At 49.9% G+C, this 16,326-nt stretch carries 14 protein-coding genes; all 14 read left to right on the top strand.

Features of this window, described 5'->3' with window-relative positions:
* The first annotated feature begins 7 nt into the window (after positions 1 to 7).
* A complete protein-coding gene (locus tag WBG83_RS16445; protein ID WP_336746289.1) occupies positions 8 to 1,414 on the top strand; it encodes a DUF342 domain-containing protein in 1,407 nt (468 codons plus the stop codon).
* A 32-nt stretch (positions 1,415 to 1,446) separates the two neighbouring features.
* Positions 1,447 to 1,779, top strand: a complete 333-nt coding sequence (locus WBG83_RS16440; protein WP_336746288.1) for a hypothetical protein — start codon at positions 1,447 to 1,449, stop codon at positions 1,777 to 1,779.
* A gap of 79 nt (positions 1,780 to 1,858) precedes the next feature.
* Positions 1,859 to 2,434, top strand: coding sequence for a hypothetical protein (locus WBG83_RS16435; RefSeq protein WP_336746287.1), 576 nt, complete (start codon positions 1,859 to 1,861; stop codon positions 2,432 to 2,434).
* A complete protein-coding gene (locus WBG83_RS16430) occupies positions 2,424 to 2,993 on the top strand; it encodes a hypothetical protein (protein WP_336746286.1) in 570 nt (189 codons plus the stop codon). Before WBG83_RS16435 ends, WBG83_RS16430 begins: the two co-directional genes overlap by 11 nt.
* Before the next feature lie 224 nt (positions 2,994 to 3,217).
* Positions 3,218 to 3,916 carry a 30S ribosomal protein S2 gene (gene rpsB / locus WBG83_RS16425; RefSeq protein ID WP_336746284.1) on the top strand — a complete coding sequence of 233 codons (699 nt, stop codon included), beginning with the start codon at positions 3,218 to 3,220 and terminating at the stop codon, positions 3,914 to 3,916.
* A gap of 102 nt (positions 3,917 to 4,018) precedes the next feature.
* Positions 4,019 to 4,669 carry a translation elongation factor Ts gene (tsf, locus tag WBG83_RS16420; protein ID WP_336746283.1) on the top strand — a complete coding sequence of 217 codons (651 nt, stop codon included), beginning with the start codon at positions 4,019 to 4,021 and terminating at the stop codon, positions 4,667 to 4,669.
* 92 nt (positions 4,670 to 4,761) lie between these two features.
* Positions 4,762 to 5,487 (top strand): UMP kinase, encoded by a 726-nt coding sequence (gene pyrH, locus WBG83_RS16415; RefSeq protein ID WP_336746282.1) that lies wholly within the window; start codon positions 4,762 to 4,764, stop codon positions 5,485 to 5,487.
* A gap of 3 nt (positions 5,488 to 5,490) precedes the next feature.
* Positions 5,491 to 6,045: a ribosome recycling factor gene (gene frr, locus WBG83_RS16410; RefSeq protein ID WP_336746281.1), complete on the top strand. Its 555-nt coding sequence runs from the start codon at positions 5,491 to 5,493 to the stop codon at positions 6,043 to 6,045.
* Positions 6,046 to 6,131: 86 nt separating this feature from the next.
* Complete coding sequence (locus WBG83_RS16405; protein ID WP_336746279.1) at positions 6,132 to 6,887, top strand: isoprenyl transferase; 756 nt, start codon at positions 6,132 to 6,134, stop codon at positions 6,885 to 6,887.
* A gap of 32 nt (positions 6,888 to 6,919) precedes the next feature.
* Entirely contained in the window at positions 6,920 to 7,714 is a 795-nt protein-coding gene (locus tag WBG83_RS16400; RefSeq protein ID WP_336746278.1) for a phosphatidate cytidylyltransferase, read from the top strand.
* A 56-nt stretch (positions 7,715 to 7,770) separates the two neighbouring features.
* Positions 7,771 to 8,916 (top strand): 1-deoxy-D-xylulose-5-phosphate reductoisomerase, encoded by a 1,146-nt coding sequence (locus WBG83_RS16395; RefSeq protein ID WP_336746277.1) that lies wholly within the window; start codon positions 7,771 to 7,773, stop codon positions 8,914 to 8,916.
* A gap of 182 nt (positions 8,917 to 9,098) precedes the next feature.
* Positions 9,099 to 10,355 carry an RIP metalloprotease RseP gene (gene rseP / locus WBG83_RS16390; protein WP_336746275.1) on the top strand — a complete coding sequence of 419 codons (1,257 nt, stop codon included), beginning with the start codon at positions 9,099 to 9,101 and terminating at the stop codon, positions 10,353 to 10,355.
* A 21-nt stretch (positions 10,356 to 10,376) separates the two neighbouring features.
* Positions 10,377 to 11,822, top strand: a complete 1,446-nt coding sequence (gene proS / locus WBG83_RS16385; RefSeq protein ID WP_336746273.1) for a proline--tRNA ligase — start codon at positions 10,377 to 10,379, stop codon at positions 11,820 to 11,822.
* A gap of 51 nt (positions 11,823 to 11,873) precedes the next feature.
* Complete coding sequence (locus tag WBG83_RS16380) at positions 11,874 to 16,172, top strand: PolC-type DNA polymerase III (protein ID WP_336746272.1); 4,299 nt, start codon at positions 11,874 to 11,876, stop codon at positions 16,170 to 16,172.
* Positions 16,173 to 16,326 lie beyond the last annotated feature (154 nt).

The following is a 16,326-nucleotide window of genomic DNA, read 5'->3' as shown; positions in this document are numbered from 1 at the left end:
TTGATCGATGTCAGACTCTTCCATGCCTTTAGACCTTTGTGTTACCGTTTCATTGTCGGAGCACAAGCTTCAGGCTTATATGCAGTTCAGCAATGTGCCAGAAGACTTCACTTGTACAGTGGGTCAGTTGGAGGAATTGCTGAATAAAAATCAGGTTCTTTACGGTATTGACTATGACATGCTGTTTAAGCTTACCCAAAACCCGCTGCAATTTGTAGCCCAACCGGCGATTGTGGCCCAGGGGGATGAACCTGCTCCGGGTGATGACGGATACATCCAATTTTTAAATGACACGTCAACCGAAGTCAAGGGGCCAGTTGAGCTTGATGACGGCACGGTGGATTACAAGCAGGTAACCCGTCTTGATAATGTGCGCAAAGGCCAGCCCATTGCGGAGCGAATCGCACCCAAGGAGGGCAGGCCGGGCAGGACGGTCACCGGTGAAGCCGTCCCTGCTCTACTAGGTAAGGAAGCGCGGTTCAAGCTTGGAAAAAATGTAGTCACCGATCCGGAGCAAAATTTTGTTTATTCCACGATAGACGGTCTGATTGTAAAAACAGAACGGAATAAAATTAATGTCTTCCCGGTATATGAGGTGAACGGTGATGTCGATTATCGGGTGGGGAACATTGATTTTACAGGTACAGTTGTGATTCGAGGCAACGTGTTGACGGGCTTTAAGGTGAAGGCAGATGGAGACATACGCGTCATCGGAGGAGTCGAAGGCGCTGAACTCGAAGCGGGCGGCTCTATTGAGATCAGTGCGGGCATACTTGGCCATCACAAGGGTCTGGTCAAGGCTGGAAAGGATATCAAAATATCCTTTATTCAGGAGGGGAATGTGGAAGCGCAGGGTGATATCGTTGTCATGCAGAGCATCATGCACTCCCAAATCCGCGCCGGACAAAGTGTAATTTGCCAGGGGCCGAAGGGGTTAATTGTTGGCGGGTCCGTGCAGGCGGGAGAAAGAGTGAAAGCGCGCACAATCGGCAACACGATGTCAACCCCAACCACAATTGAGGTCGGCGTCTCGCCCGAGCTTCGAAACGAGCTATCGGAGATGCGCGGTCAATTGCGCCCGCTCGCCGAAAATTTGGATAAAACCGAAAAAGCGCTCGTCATTCTGGACCAAATGGCTGCTCTTGGCCAATTGAATCCAGACCGGCTTGCCATGCGAATCAAGCTGAGCCATACCAAAAAGCAAACAGCGGATGAAATCAGCTTGATTAAAAACCGTATCCTCGAAATCGAAAGGACGCTGGAAGATACGGAACGGGCTGCTGTAGAAGCGATGTCGGTTGTTTATGGCGGGACCAAAATTGTAATCGGCCGCTATACGCGATTCGTCAATGACCCGGTTTCACGGGTTACTTTTAAATTTATGGACGGGGATATCGCCATGTCTTCGAATTAAATGAAGCGAATGCTTGCCGGGAGGGATTGTTTGTGAGTTTAAAACTTGTGGAGCTGCAAATAGCGATACCTAAAACGCAGGAGATCGGCACGATCCAGCAAAACCAGTCCAATAAGCTGATTCACGACCAAGCGGCAATGGCATCGGCTTCCATGAAGACGAGTGAAGAGCAGCGAAGTAAGCCAATGGAAGTGAACGCTTCGCCGGAGGCGAATATTCAAAGCAAGCAGCAGTCCGAGCAGGATAAGCAGCGGAAGGGAAGAAATAAGCAAACAGCGGCAAATCTTGACGCTGTAGAGGAAACCAATGTTCACGTTCCTTCTGTGCATCCTTATAAAGGAAAGCATGTTGATCTAACCGTGTAGCATTCATCGTAGTACAACCAGATTCGGCAGTTATTTTATTTTCGATGAAAAAAAGGTGAGTCTATTGGAATCCGCTTGGATGTATTTAGTGCTTCTTGGAGCAGGCGTTCTTGTTGTGGCATGGATGCTTCCGAAGAAAAAGGATGCATCTGCTCAGCAGGATGTCATAAAAGAGATTGAACAAACGATTGAACAATTTTCTTCCGATTTGGAAGAAGAAAATAAACAGCTTGTTGAACTAGTAACGGATATGAAGAAGGAACAACGCGAGCAGACCCAACAACTGCTTCATAAAATTCAAATGCTGGAGCAATCGAACCAGCAATTTGCGCAGCAGCTTCAGCAAGTGGAGGAGCGAAGCAAGCAGCAATTGCTTACACCGCTTCCAAGCGAGCCGGAAGCGGCCGCCTCTGCTTTGGAGTTTGATACTAGGCCTGAGGAGCAGGCTGAACTTGCTATGGACAACTCAGCAGCCGGTCAGGAGGATCAGCCGGCGCTTGGAAATACAATGAGAGACCGTTACTCGGAACTGTTTCAACTACATCAGGAAGGCAAATCCATTGATCTTATCGCCAAGACGCTGAATATGAATAAAGGTGAAGTTATGCTCATTATGCAGCTGTCCAAGCAGGAGGAAGAGGCGCGTGATTCGTAACAAATCGTTTCTTAGCGGTCTTGGAATCGGAATTATCGCCGCTACCATTATGCTTCAGCTTGTCCATTCCGCACAGTCAATTGAGCAGCGTACGAAGGAGCAGCCCGCCGAGCTGACTAAGGAGGCGCTGGAACAATTTGCTCGCAAACAGGGATATAAATTAGTATCCGCTGCCGATCAGGCTGATACACCTGCGCAGCCGGATGCAGAGAAGGCAGCCGCGGTCGCCAAGGCTCCGGAGGTGCAGCCTCCCAAGGAGGCAGTGCCAGCCGCGGCGGCTGCAGCTCAAGAAGCGCTGCCTCCAGCCGCGGCGGCACCTGTTGCTCAGGCAGAGGCGCCTGTGGTGTCTTTGCCGAAGAAATCGGTGACCGTGCCCCCCGGAAGCACTGCGGCAGGCACGGCCGCGCTTCTGGCGAATGCGGGCATTATTACGGACCAGCAGTCCTTCTTGAATCTGATTATTCAACAGCAGCTGAACGATAAGATTATCGCCACCACATACACATTTGAAGGAACGCCGGATGTCGCTGAGGTAGTCAAAAGGCTTACAACCCGTTAAGGGGCTTACATGATGACAAGATGAAAATACAAGATGAAATTACAAGATGAAATACAGTAAGAATTGAAGTTGCATCCGATTTTTACTTATGTTATAGTTATTGACGGTGTTAAAAACCACACGCGGACGAATTCGGTCAAGGGTGCTTCCGGATGGAAGTTTTGGCCGGGGATGAACTTCGCGGAGGACCACTACAAAACCAAAACTAGAGGAGGTGTGTGAAGATGGCAGTTATCTCCATGAAACAGCTGCTTGAAGCAGGGGTTCACTTCGGTCATCAAACCCGTCGTTGGAATCCAAAAATGGATCGATACATCTTCACTGAAAGAAACGGAATTTACATCATCGACCTGCAAAAAACGGTCAAAAAAGTTGAGGAAGCTTACAACTTTGTAAAATCCGTGTCCGAAGAAAACGGCACAATCCTGTTCGTAGGCACTAAAAAGCAAGCTCAGGATTCTGTTAAAGAAGAAGCTGAGCGCTGCGGCATGTACTACATCAACCAACGTTGGCTCGGTGGTACATTGACCAACTTCCAAACGATTCAAAAACGGATCGACCGTTTGAAATTGCTGGAGCGTTGGGAAGAAGACGGTACTTTCGAAGTTCTTCCTAAGAAAGAAGTTATCATTCTCCGCAAAGAGAAAGAGCGCCTTGAGAAATTCCTCGGCGGCATTAAAAATATGAAAGGCTTGCCAAGCGCGCTGTTCATCATCGACCCGCGTAAAGAGCGTATTGCTGTTGCAGAAGCTCGCAAGCTTGGTATTCCAATCGTTGGTATCGTTGATACAAACTGCGATCCGGATGAAATCGACTATGTTATCCCTGGTAACGACGATGCAATCCGCGCTGTTAAACTGCTCACAGCTAAAATCGCTGATGCAGTTATTGAAGCTCATCAAGGTGAGCAAACAACAGCTTAATAAATAAAACGGCAAGGGTGGTTGATAGGTTACATAACCTCTCACCGCCCTTTTTTTGAGTGAATACAAGGGTACATAAATAAAATCGGGAGGTTTTTGAGAATGGCTGTTACTGCTGCTATGGTTAAAGAATTGCGTGAAAAAACAGGTGCGGGGATGCTGGATTGCAAAAAAGCACTGGAAGAAGCAAATGGCGATATCACTCGCGCTGCTGAAGTTCTTCGTGAAAAAGGTCTGGCTGCTGCCGCAAAAAAAGCGGGCCGCGTTGCATCCGAAGGCTTGGTTGAATCCTACATCCACGCTAACGGCCGTATCGGTGTTCTGGTGGAAGTAAACTGTGAAACGGATTTCGTTGCTAAAAACGAAGCGTTCCGTGAATTTGTACGGGACATTGCACTGCAAATCGCAGCTGCAAATCCGAAATTCATTCGTCGCGAAGAAGTTTCCCAGGAAGAGCTGGATAAAGAGCGTGAAATCCTGAAAGCTCAAGCATTGAACGAAGGCAAACCGGCAAACATCGTTGAGAAAATGGTTGAAGGCCGTTTGAGCAAATACTATGAAGAATTCTGCTTGCTGGAGCAATCCTTCATTAAAGACCAAGACAAAACGATTGAAACGTTGCTGAATGAGAAAATTGCTTCTATCGGTGAGAACATCTCCATCCGCCGTTTTGTTCGTTACGAGCTGGGTGAAGGCCTGGAGAAAAAACAAGACAACTTCGTTGAAGAAGTTATGGCACAAGTACAACAATAATATTCATATGCAGCACGCCTGAATGGAACACCGCCGTGTTCCTTCTTTTTTAGACAGAAGTGGTTTTACTTAAGGAACGGAGGCGAACGAGGTTGGGACAACCGGTTTTTAAACGGGTAATTTTGAAGCTGAGCGGAGAAGCTCTGGCTGGTCAGGTCGGTTTTGGCATCGATTCGCACATGATTTCATCCATTGCCGAGCAAGTGAAGGATGTCGTTGATTTGGGGGTAGAGGTTGCTGTTGTAGTAGGCGGCGGCAACATTTGGCGCGGCATTTCCGGCAGCTCCAAGGGAATGGACCGGGCGACAGCCGACTATATGGGCATGCTCGCTACCGTCATGAACTCGCTTGCTCTTCAGGATGCATTAGAGCAAATCGGAGTGCCGACACGAGTACAAACATCGATCGCCATGCAGCAAATCGCTGAGCCATATATCCGCCGCCGGGCTATTCGCCACTTGGAAAAAGGACGAGTTGTTATTTTTGCTTCGGGCACCGGGAATCCGTACTTCTCGACCGATACGACTGCAGCGCTGCGTGCGGCCGAAATCGAAGCGGAAGTTATCCTGATGGCAAAAAATAAAGTGGATGGCGTTTACAGCGCAGATCCGTTTAAGGATGAAACCGCAGAGAAGTATGAAACCTTGACTTACCTCGAAGTTCTCAACAAAGGGTTAGGTGTAATGGATTCCACTGCATCCTCGCTTTGTATGGATAACAACATTCCGCTTATTGTTTTCTCCATTACGGAACAAGGGAACATCAAGCGGGTTGTTCTTGGTGAAAAAATAGGCACGATTGTAAAAGGGAGTGTATGAGGAATGCCTCAATCCATCAAAAAAAATGCGGAAGATCGTATGGATAAAGCAATTGCTTCTTTGAAAAGAGAACTCGGCTCGCTGCGCGCCGGACGCGCTACACCTGCATTGCTGGATCGGGTTCAAGTCGAATACTACGGGTCGATGACACCTGTAAATCAGCTTGCCAACATTAATACGCCCGATTCCCGCACGCTGATTATCCAGCCTTGGGACAAATCTTCTTTGGCTGCGATTGAGAAGGCAATCATGAAGTCAGAGCTGGGATTAACTCCAAGCAACGATGGCACCATCATTCGCCTTGTCATTCCGGCTTTGACGGAGGAACGCCGTGCAGAGCTGGTAAAGCTGACCAAAAAATATGGCGAAGAAGCGAAGGTTGCTGTTCGCAACATCCGCCGCGATGCTAATGAAGAAATCAAAAAGCTTGAGAAAAACGGCGTATCGGAAGATGAGTCGCGCCGTCATCAGGATGACATTCAAAAGTCCACCGACAAGTTTATTCAAGAGGTTGACAAGGCACTGGCCGCAAAAGAAAAAGAAATTATGGAAGTGTAAGCGAAGCTCGCTGGCATTCCACCCCCCTGTTCGGAGGGGGATTTTTTCTATGGGCCGGAGTTAATCACCTAGATGGGGGAAGTCGGATGCTGAATTGGTTTCAAAGCAAGGGAAGCAAAACCAATGCTTCAGAATTGGATAAAGTCAACGTTCCGCGGCATGTGGCTGTCATTATGGACGGAAACGGAAGATGGGCCAAGCAGCGGGGGCTTCCCCGGGTAGCCGGGCATCACAGCGGAATGAAGAATGTCAGAAAAATTGCTGTGGCTGCGAGTAAGCTTGGTGTTGAAGTCCTGACTCTTTATGCTTTTTCCACTGAAAATTGGAAGCGCCCTAAGGATGAGGTTGAGTTTCTAATGAAGCTGCCTCAAGAATTTTTTCCCTTGGAAATCGATGAGTTAATGGCGAATAATGTGCAAATCCGGATGATTGGCTGGGAGCGGGGCTTGCCGGAGCATACGCTGGAACCGGTTAAAGCTGCGATGAAGCGCACAGAGAATAATACTGGCCTGATTCTAAATTTCGCTCTGAACTATGGGAGCAGGGCCGAAATGCTTGATGGTATTCGAAATCTGGTCGCCGATGTTCAAAACGGAACACTGGCGCCGGATATGATAGATGAGGATGTATACAGCGGCTATTTGCTAACCAAGGGGCTTCCCGATCCGGATTTGATGATTCGCACAAGCGGTGAGATTCGAATCAGTAATTTCTTGCTGTGGCAAATGGCCTATTCCGAGCTGTGGTTTACGGACAAGTTTTGGCCCGATTTCACGACAGATGATTTCTATGAAGCCATTGCGGAGTACCAGCGCCGCGCACGGCGATATGGCGGTGTGTAGTCTGCAGGCTGCGTGGCATGGAGGAGTGACCGTTGAAACAACGAATTATAACGGGCGTGATCGCCGGCGCGGTGTTTCTAGCTTTACTGTATATTAGTAATTGGACGTTTGCGTTCATGATGAGCATACTGGCCTTCATCGGATACTTGGAATATGTCAAATTAAATCGGATGTCCCGTAAAAATCCTGTCGTATGGATTGGCGCCGTTGTACTGCTGCTGATGGTTATTCCGTGGTCCTTGATGGGACTTGGCGAGGTCCAGTTTCTTTCTTTTGTATGGCTGCTTTTGTTTTTGCTGCTCGGATGGACTGTAATTTCCAAAAACCGCACGACGCTGGATCACGCAGCGCTGTTATTTGCCGGGGTCGTTTACATAGGGCTCGGGTTTTCCTACATGATTACAACCCGGACTATGGAGCACGGGCTGTTCTGGACGCTGTTCGTGTTCGTCTGCGTATGGAGCTCGGATTCCGGCGCGTATTTCAGTGGTAAAGCGATTGGCAGAACGAAGCTTTGGCCGGAGATTAGCCCCAACAAAACAATCGAAGGCTCTCTCGGCGGCGTAGTTTGGTCCGTCGTAGCAGCACTTCTTTTCGCGTATTTTTTCCCGGAGATCGTTTCTTATGGAAAAGCAGTTGTTTTAGGCATCGTGATTGCGGTAGTCGGACAGTTTGGAGATTTGATCCAATCGGCCTACAAACGTATTCGGGATGTTAAGGATACAGGAACCCTTCTTCCAGGGCACGGAGGAGTACTGGATCGGTGTGACAGCTGGATGGTCGTATTTCCATTTCTTCATTTGTTATTTTTACTGCCCGGATCATAAGCCGGATAGGAAATGATGAGAAAGCCAGTCGCTTTACAAGCATGAGGAGGGTTTGGGTGAAACGGATTTCGATTTTGGGATCGACCGGTTCTATTGGTACACAAACACTTGATGTGCTGTCCCGTTGTCCGGAACAGTACACAGTTGAAGCCCTCTCTGCAGGGACGAATATTTCACTGCTGCTGGAGCAGATCCGGCAGTTTCGGCCGAAGCTGGTTTCCGTGGCTACCAAAGAGCTGGCGGAGAAGGTGAAGGCGGAGGCCCCCGATTCCGTCAAGGTGCTTTATGGACAGGAAGGGCTGCTTGCTGTGGCCGCCGGGAATGAAGCGGAGCTTGTCGTTACGGCGCTTGTCGGCAGTCAAGGGCTTAAACCGACGCTTGCGGCGATTGAAGCCGGAAAGCACATTGGTCTTGCGAATAAGGAGACCTTGGTTAGTGCAGGGCATCTAGTGTCGGAGCAAGCCAAAAAATTCGGAGTGAGCCTGCTTCCGATTGATAGCGAGCATTCGGCCATATTTCAATGCCTGAACGGGGAAAACCGTGCCGAACTGAGCAAAATTATTTTGACTGCTTCAGGCGGATCATTTCGTGATCGCAGCCGGGAGGAGTTGGCCTGCGTTACGGTTGAGCAAGCGCTGCAGCATCCGAACTGGGCGATGGGCGCCAAAATCACCATTGATTCGGCTACAATGGCCAATAAAGGGCTGGAGGTTATTGAAGCCCATTGGCTGTTCGATGTTTCCTACGATCAAATCGAAGTGCTGATACATCCGCAGAGCATCGTTCATTCCATGGTTGAATTCGTGGATGGCAGTGTAATGGCCCAATTGGGCACGCCGGATATGAGAGTTCCTATTCAATATGCGCTTACGTATCCGAGGCGTGCTTCGTTTGAAGCGGAAAAGCTGAATTTGGCCCGGATCGGAACACTACAATTTAGGGAAATGGACGAAATGCGTTATCCGTGTATACGAATGGCCTATGAAAGCGGGCGTCTCGGCGGAACCGCCCCGGCTGTTTTCAATGCTGCCAATGAAGTTGCTGTGGCACGCTTTTTAAAAGGAGAGATTGCTTTTTTGGAGATCGAGGATGTTATAGCAGCGGTATTGGAGCGGCATGAGGTGCTGTCGAATCCAGATCTGCATACGATTCTCGAAGCGGACCAATGGGCGCGGGCTGCAGCTCAGAGCTGGTCATTGTAAGGAAGAAACGCTTGAATGCCTTGCGGAACGTTGTGAAATCCGCTCGGCATTTTTTCGCTGAAATAGAAAAGACAGGGTTGCTTTCCGAACGAACGAGGTGTCTTTCGAGCTTGTAAATGAATAATGAAAAGTGATAATCTAAGGACACAACCTTTTTCGGAGCCAGTTAGGAGGAACCGACCTTGTTTACACCCCAAGTGATTTTTCAAATCATCTTGTTTTTCTTTGTGCTGGTGACGATACATGAGTGGGGGCATTTTTACTTTGCCAAACGGGCAGGCATTCTCGTAAGGGAATTTGCGATTGGCTTTGGTCCCAAGCTCTTCTCGTTTAAACGCGGCGAAACACGCTATACCCTGCGGCTTCTCCCGATAGGCGGCTTTGTCCGGATGGCGGGAGAGGACCCGGAAATCGTACAAATTCAGCCAGGCCAAACGATCGGTATTCGGCTGGACGGCCGGACGGTGACGCATTTAGTGCTAGATCGGCTGGAAAACCGGACGGATCTGGTAATCGGTACGGTTCAATTTATTGATATTGAAGAAGCGCTGCGTCTGGAAATTGAACATGACGGTGCAGTAGAGCACTATTCTGTTCATCCGCAGGCCATGATGGTTGCCAGAGAGAAGGAAAACCAGATTGCCCCGTTGGACCGCCAGTTCGGCAGCAAGACGGTAGGACAGCGTGCGCTGGCGATTTTCGCCGGACCGTTTATGAACTTTGTGCTGGCTTTTGTGCTGTTTGTTACGGTCGTTTTTTTGACAGGTGTGGCTCAGAATGTCAAAATCGATGGAGTGGAAGCCGATTCACCTGCACAGAAAGCCGGCTTGCTTGCAGGAGATATTATCAAGCAGGTGGATAACACAACGATAGGCTCGAGCAGCAGACCGCTGATCAATCTAATTCAAGCTTCGCCGGATAAAAAAATGCAGTGGGTGGTGGACCGCGCCGGTAAGGAAGTTAAATTGGAGGTTACACCGACCAACAATAATGGTACGATACTGGTCGGGGTCAGACTGATATCAGACAAGCGCAGCGCATCGTTTGGCGATGCAATCAGCATTGGCTGGAGCACGATGTCGGACGCCGCTCGAAATATTTTGCAGGGCTTCAAAATGCTTGTTCTTGGTCAATTCAAGATGGAGGATTTAGGCGGGCCGGTTAAGATTATTCAAGTCACCGGCGAGCATGCCAGTGCAGGATTGCCGCAATATATTTTCTGGGCGGCTATTATGAGCTTGTATCTGGGGATGTTTAACCTGCTGCCGTTTCCGGCGCTGGACGGAAGCCGTATACTCTTTTTGATTTTTGAAGCAATACGGGGCAAGCCGGTTGATCCGAACCGGGAAAGCATGGTTCATTTTATCGGCTTTGCGATGCTGATGCTGTTGATGATTGCTGTAACTTATAATGATATATTGCAGTTAATTCGAGGGTAAGGGTAGGAGGAACTCGCCGAGATGTCGAAGGAGAAACAGTTTGTTAAGGAAATTACCCCCCAGCAGGAGGATTTCTCCCGTTGGTATATCGATGTAATTAGCAAGGCCGAGCTGATGAGCTATTCCCCGGTCCGGGGCTGCATCGTATTTCGTCCGGACGGCTATGAGATTTGGGAGCTGATTCAACGCCAGCTCGATGCGCGCTTTAAAGAAACGGGACATCGGAATGCTTATTTCCCTTTGTTTATTCCGGAGAGCTTTTTCCAAAAGGAAAAAGAGCATGTGGAGGGCTTTAATCCGGAGCTGCCATGGGTAACCGAAGCGGCTGGTGAAAAGCTGGAGGAGCGCCTGGCGATTCGTCCGACCTCCGAAACCATGATCGGGTACATGTACGAAAACTGGATTCAATCCTATCGGGATTTGCCGCTACTGATTAACCAATGGGCGAACGTAGTTCGCTGGGAGAAACGGACGATGCCGTTCCTGCGTACAACAGAGTTTTTATGGCAGGAGGGCCACACAGCCCACGAGGACGAAGCGGATGCGCGCAAGGAAACGATGCTGATGCTGGAAACGTACCGTGAATTCGCAGAGAATGTGCTGGCGCTGCCGGTCATTGTCGGTCAGAAGACCCCTTCCGAGAAATTCGCCGGCGCGGTGGACACGTATTCCATTGAAGCGATGATGAAAGACGGCAAAGCGGTACAAGCGGGCACCTCTCACTATTTGGGGACGAATTTTGCACAAGCCTTCGACATCAAGTTCCTGGATCGTGAGAATACGCAGCAATACGTTCACACAACCTCATGGGGCGTCAGCACCCGTCTTATCGGTGCGCTGATTATGACCCATGGCGATGATCGCGGACTTATTTTGCCGCCGAAGGTCGCTCCGACTCAAGTGGTCATGATTCCAATCGGGCCGCCGAAAACACGGGAGCAGGTTATTGCCAAGGTTGACGAACTGTTCAGTCAGCTTAAAAAAGCCGGCATTCGCGTGAAGGTGGATGACCGCGACCAAAGTCCGGGCTGGAAATTCAATGAATACGAGATGCGCGGCGTTCCGATTCGGGTCGAGCTTGGGCCTCGTGACCTTGAAAATGGTCAGGTCGTGCTTGTAGCCCGTGTAGACGGACAGAAGCGCATCGTAGCGGCAGACAATATTGTGGAAGAAATCGAGAAGCTTCTGGTGGAGGTTCACCAGCGCATGTATGACAATGCCAAGGCGTTCCTGGAATCCCACTTGTCCGTTGTCGATACACTGGATGAAATGAAAGCCCGGCTTGAAGCAGAACGCGGTTTTGTTCTCGCAGGATGGTGCGGTTCCGCCGCGTGCGAGAAGCAGGTTAAGGACGAAACAGGCGCAACCAGCCGTAACATTCCGTTTGAGCCGAAGGAAACGAAGCATACGTGCCTTGTATGCGGGGAGAAAGCCGAGCACACAGTCGTATTCGGGAAATCGTACTAGCAGGATGCAGATGAATAAAATACGCTACGAGCCACTCAAGGAGGAAACTTCATGAGCAACTTAGCGGAAAAAAAGGACCGCTTCATGCTGCTGCTGCAGCAGGCTGACATTCCGGCCGACGTAGTCGGTTCTTTTTTTTCAGGCGGTTATATAGATAAGGTAGAATGCAGCCGCACGAATAAGCAGTGGACGTTTTATTTCGTGCTGGACAGGCTGCTGCCAGCTGACTTGTACCGTTCCGTTACGCAGCAAATTACAACGAAGTTTAGTCATATCGCGAGCACCAGCTTTGTCATTCAGTACCCCCTTTCTGTAACGGATGAAGATCTGGTACAGGAATACTGGAACCTGCTCGTCGAATGGGTACAGCGGGAAGCAGTGTCCGTGAACGGCTGGCTCTCCAAATCTCAGATGACGATTGAGAAGCATAATATTACGGTTTCCCTATTGGATGACATCGGCCTTGAATTGGCCAAGAAGCGCAGCATTGACCGCTGGGTGAGACAGTTTTTCTCCGACCGCTTCATGCGGACGTATGATGTTAAGCTGACGGCGGGAGCGGCAAGAACCGAGGAGTTTGAAAAGTTTGCCCGTCAGGTCGCGGAGCAGGAGCGGGTTGTCATTCAGGAAATGATGGCATCTGTGGAGAAAGAGGAGATTTTACCGGAGGCGGAAACGAAGCTGGTGGTCGGCTATGATATTAAGGATCAGCCTGTTCCGATCAGCTCTGTCACGGACGAGGAGAAGAAGGTCACAATTCAAGGGACCATCTTCAATTTGGAGAGCAAGGAGCTGCGTAATGGCAGCACGCTCTTTACTTACAATCTGACGGATTTCTCCGACTCCTTGTCGCTCAAAATGTTCGCGAAGACGAAAGAGGACTTGAGAATTTTGCAGCTGCTTGCTAATGGCAAATGGGTGAAGGTGCGCGGCCGGGTCGAGTATGACCGGTTTATGCAGGTGCCGGAGCTGGTGATGATTCCTTCCGATCTGTGCGAGGTGCTGCCTCCTTCGGAACGCAAGGATGATGCTGAGGAGAAGCGGGTCGAGCTGCATCTTCATACAACCATGAGCACGATGGACGGGATTACCCCGGTGGACGAATACATTAAGATGGCGGCCAAATGGGGGCACAAGGCCATTGCCATTACCGATCATTATAATGTACAAGCCTACCCGGAGGCGGCTAAGGCAGCCAAGAAGCACGGCATTAAGGTTATCTACGGCGTAGAGGCGGCAGTCGTAAATGATGCGGTGCAGGTCGTGTATCGTCCACAGCCGATTGACCTTGCGGACGCCGTGTATGTCGTGTTCGACATTGAGACCACGGGGCTCTCCGTAACCAGCAACAAGATCATTGAGCTGGCGGGCGTCAAAATGCAGGACGGGAAAATTATTGAAGAGTTCGGCACCTTCGTCGATCCGAATGAGAAAATTCCTTATCATATTACACAATTAACGAATATTACCGATGAAATGGTCCAGGGTGCGCCCCAGCTGGAAGAGGTGCTGCCTCAATTTTTGGAATTCGTCAAAGGCAGCATTCTTGTAGCGCATAACGCGAATTTTGATATGGGCTTCATCCAGGCAAGCTGCAGGCGGCTCGGACATCCCGAGCTGGAGAATCCCGTGCTGGATACGCTTGAACTGGCGCGCACGCTGTATCCGACACTTAAAAATCACCGCTTGAATACGTTGACCGACAGGTTCAAGGTGAGCCTGGAAAGCCATCACCGGGCTGTAGATGACTCCAAGGCGCTCGGATTTGTTCTGTTTCATATGCTCAAGGATGCCAAGGATCGGAATTGGACTGTCTTGGATCAGTTGAATGAGAACGTCGGCAAGAGCTTGATTAATACACGTCCGTTTCACTGCACGATTTATGCTAAGGATGCGACAGGCAAAAAGAACTTATTCAAATTAATTTCCTTATCCCATACCGAGTATTACAACAAGGTCCCTTGTATTCCCCGCACCAAGCTTATTGAGCACCGGGAAGGCCTCATTTTGGCTTCCGGCTGCGAGAAGGGCGAGTTCTATGAAACGGTGCTGAACAAATCGCAGGAAGAAGCCGAACAGGTTGCGGAGTTCTATGATATTTTGGAAATCCAGCCGATCGATGTAAATATGCATTTGGTGGAAAAAGGCCTTGTCGGCTCACGGAGTCAGCTGGAGGACGCAAACCGCCGCATTTGTGAAATCGGGCGAAAGCAAAACAAGCTGATTGTTGCTACAGGCAATGTCCATTATTTACATCCGCGGGACAAGCTGAACCGGGAAATTACGATTTTTGGCATTACCGGCTTCAGTCCGCTCAAGGATCAGCGCAAGCCGGATGTTCACTTCCGGACGACAAAAGAGATGCTTCGCGAGTTTGAATATTTGGGTGAAGAGCTGGCCTATGAGGTTGTGGTCACCAATACGAACAAGGTTGCCGATGAAATCGGGGAATTCGATATTTTTCCCAAAAAGGCGTTCTTTCCTATTATTGAAGGGGCCGATGACGAAATACGGACAACCTGCTATGAGACGGCCAAGAGCATATACGGAGATCCGCTGCCTGAGGTCATTACTGAACGGCTGGAGCGGGAGCTGGTTCCGATTATTAAAGCAGGCTTCTCGGCCTTGTACCTTATCTCGGAGCGTCTGGTTAAGAAATCCAATGCAGACGGCTATCTGGTCGGTTCAAGGGGCTCGGTCGGTTCCTCTGTCGTTGCAATGATGCTGGGAATTTCCGAGGTTAACCCGCTTCCGCCGCATTATATCTGTTATGGCTGCAAGCACAGTGAGTGGTTTCTGGACGGAAGCATTCCTAGCGGCTTCGACTTGCCGAATAAGGATTGCCCGCATTGCGGAGCCAAGCTGAAGGGGGAAGGGCAGGATATTCCGTTTGAAACGTTCCTTGGCTTTAAAGGGGATAAGGTTCCCGATATCGACTTGAACTTTTCCGGGGAATATCAGCCGGAAGCCCACAACTATACAAAGGTTCTGTTTGGTGAAAAGAACGTGTTTCGGGCGGGTACCATCGGTACGGTGGCTGAGAAGACCGCATTCGGCTTCGTCAAGAAGTATGAAGAGGAGTATGGAAAGAAATGGCGGAATGCCGAGCTGTCGCGTCTTGCGGCAGGATGCACCGGGGTGAAGCGAAGCACCGGACAGCATCCGGGCGGCATCGTCGTTGTGCCGGATTATATTGAGGTCGAGGATGTAACCCCGGTTCAGTTTCCGGCTGATGATACGAAGGCCGATTGGAAAACGACGCATTTTGACTACCACGCCTTTGACGAAAATTTGTTGAAGCTCGATATTCTGGGGCACGATGATCCGACGATGATGCGGATGCTTCAGGACTTGACGGGCGTGGACCCGACCACAATTCCGATGAACGATCAGAAGGTTATGAGTTTGTTTAATTCCACGCAGGCCTTGAATGTCACGCCGGAGCAAATCCGAACCCCGGTGGCGACCTACGGTGTACCGGAGATGGGTACGAAGTTCGTGCGTCAGATGCTGGAAGAAACACAGCCTTCGACCTTTGCGGATTTGCTGCAAATTTCCGGCTTGTCTCACGGTACCGGCGTTTGGCTCGGCAATGCGCAGGAGCTGATCAAAAACAACACCTGCACGATTAAGACCGTTATCGGCTGCCGGGACGACATCATGCTGTATTTGATTTACAAAGCCAAAATGGACGCCGGCCTTGCGTTCAAGATCACCGAAAGCGTCCGCAAAGGAAAAGGGCTGACGGAAGAATGGATTCAAGACATGAGCAAGCATGGCGTACCGAAGTGGTATATCGATTCTTGCTTGAAAATCCAGTACATGTTCCCCAAGGCGCATGCGGCGGCGTACGTTATTTCAGCTGTACGTACGGCGTATTTCAAGCTCTATTATCCGATTGAATATTACGCGACGTACTTTTCCGTGCGGGCTGAGGATTTCGATATCGAGCTGATGTGCCAGGGCTATGACGCGATTTTGCGCAAGCTTAAGGAAATTGAAGAGAAGGGCTTCCAAGCGCTGCCGAAGGAAAAGGCGATGATTTCCATTCTGGAAATGGCGCTGGAAATGACGGCGAGGGGATTCCGGTTCAAGCCGATTGATTTGTACCGGTCTGACGCCGTTCGGTTCAAAGTGGACGGAGATGCGCTGGTGCCGCCATTCTCTGCCCTGCAAGGTATTGGGGACAATGCCGCCCGGAATATCGCCGCGGCCAGAGAAGACGGAGACTACTTGTCTATTGAAGATTTCCAGCAGCGTTCCAAAGCAAGTAAGACGGTCATCGAACTGCTTGGCGGAATGGGATGCTTCCGGGGAATGTCGGAGTCGAATCAGTTGTCCTTATTTTAAATTGTATTACGGCTTGTCCTGTTCTGTTGCAGCCTCTGGGAAACATCAATGTGAAGGACCCGCGCTGTAGGGCCCGGACACGGCGAAATCATGAAGCAAATAACAAGAATAAAACCCATAAATAGGGAATGAATAAAAAAACGAGCCAGGGTGC

Source organism: Paenibacillus sp. y28 (assembly GCF_037137075.1).
In the GTDB taxonomy this organism is placed as follows: domain Bacteria; phylum Bacillota; class Bacilli; order Paenibacillales; family NBRC-103111; genus JBBBNV01.
The sequence above is the reverse complement of the archived record's forward strand: the minus strand, read 5'-3'. Positions and strand labels throughout refer to the sequence as shown.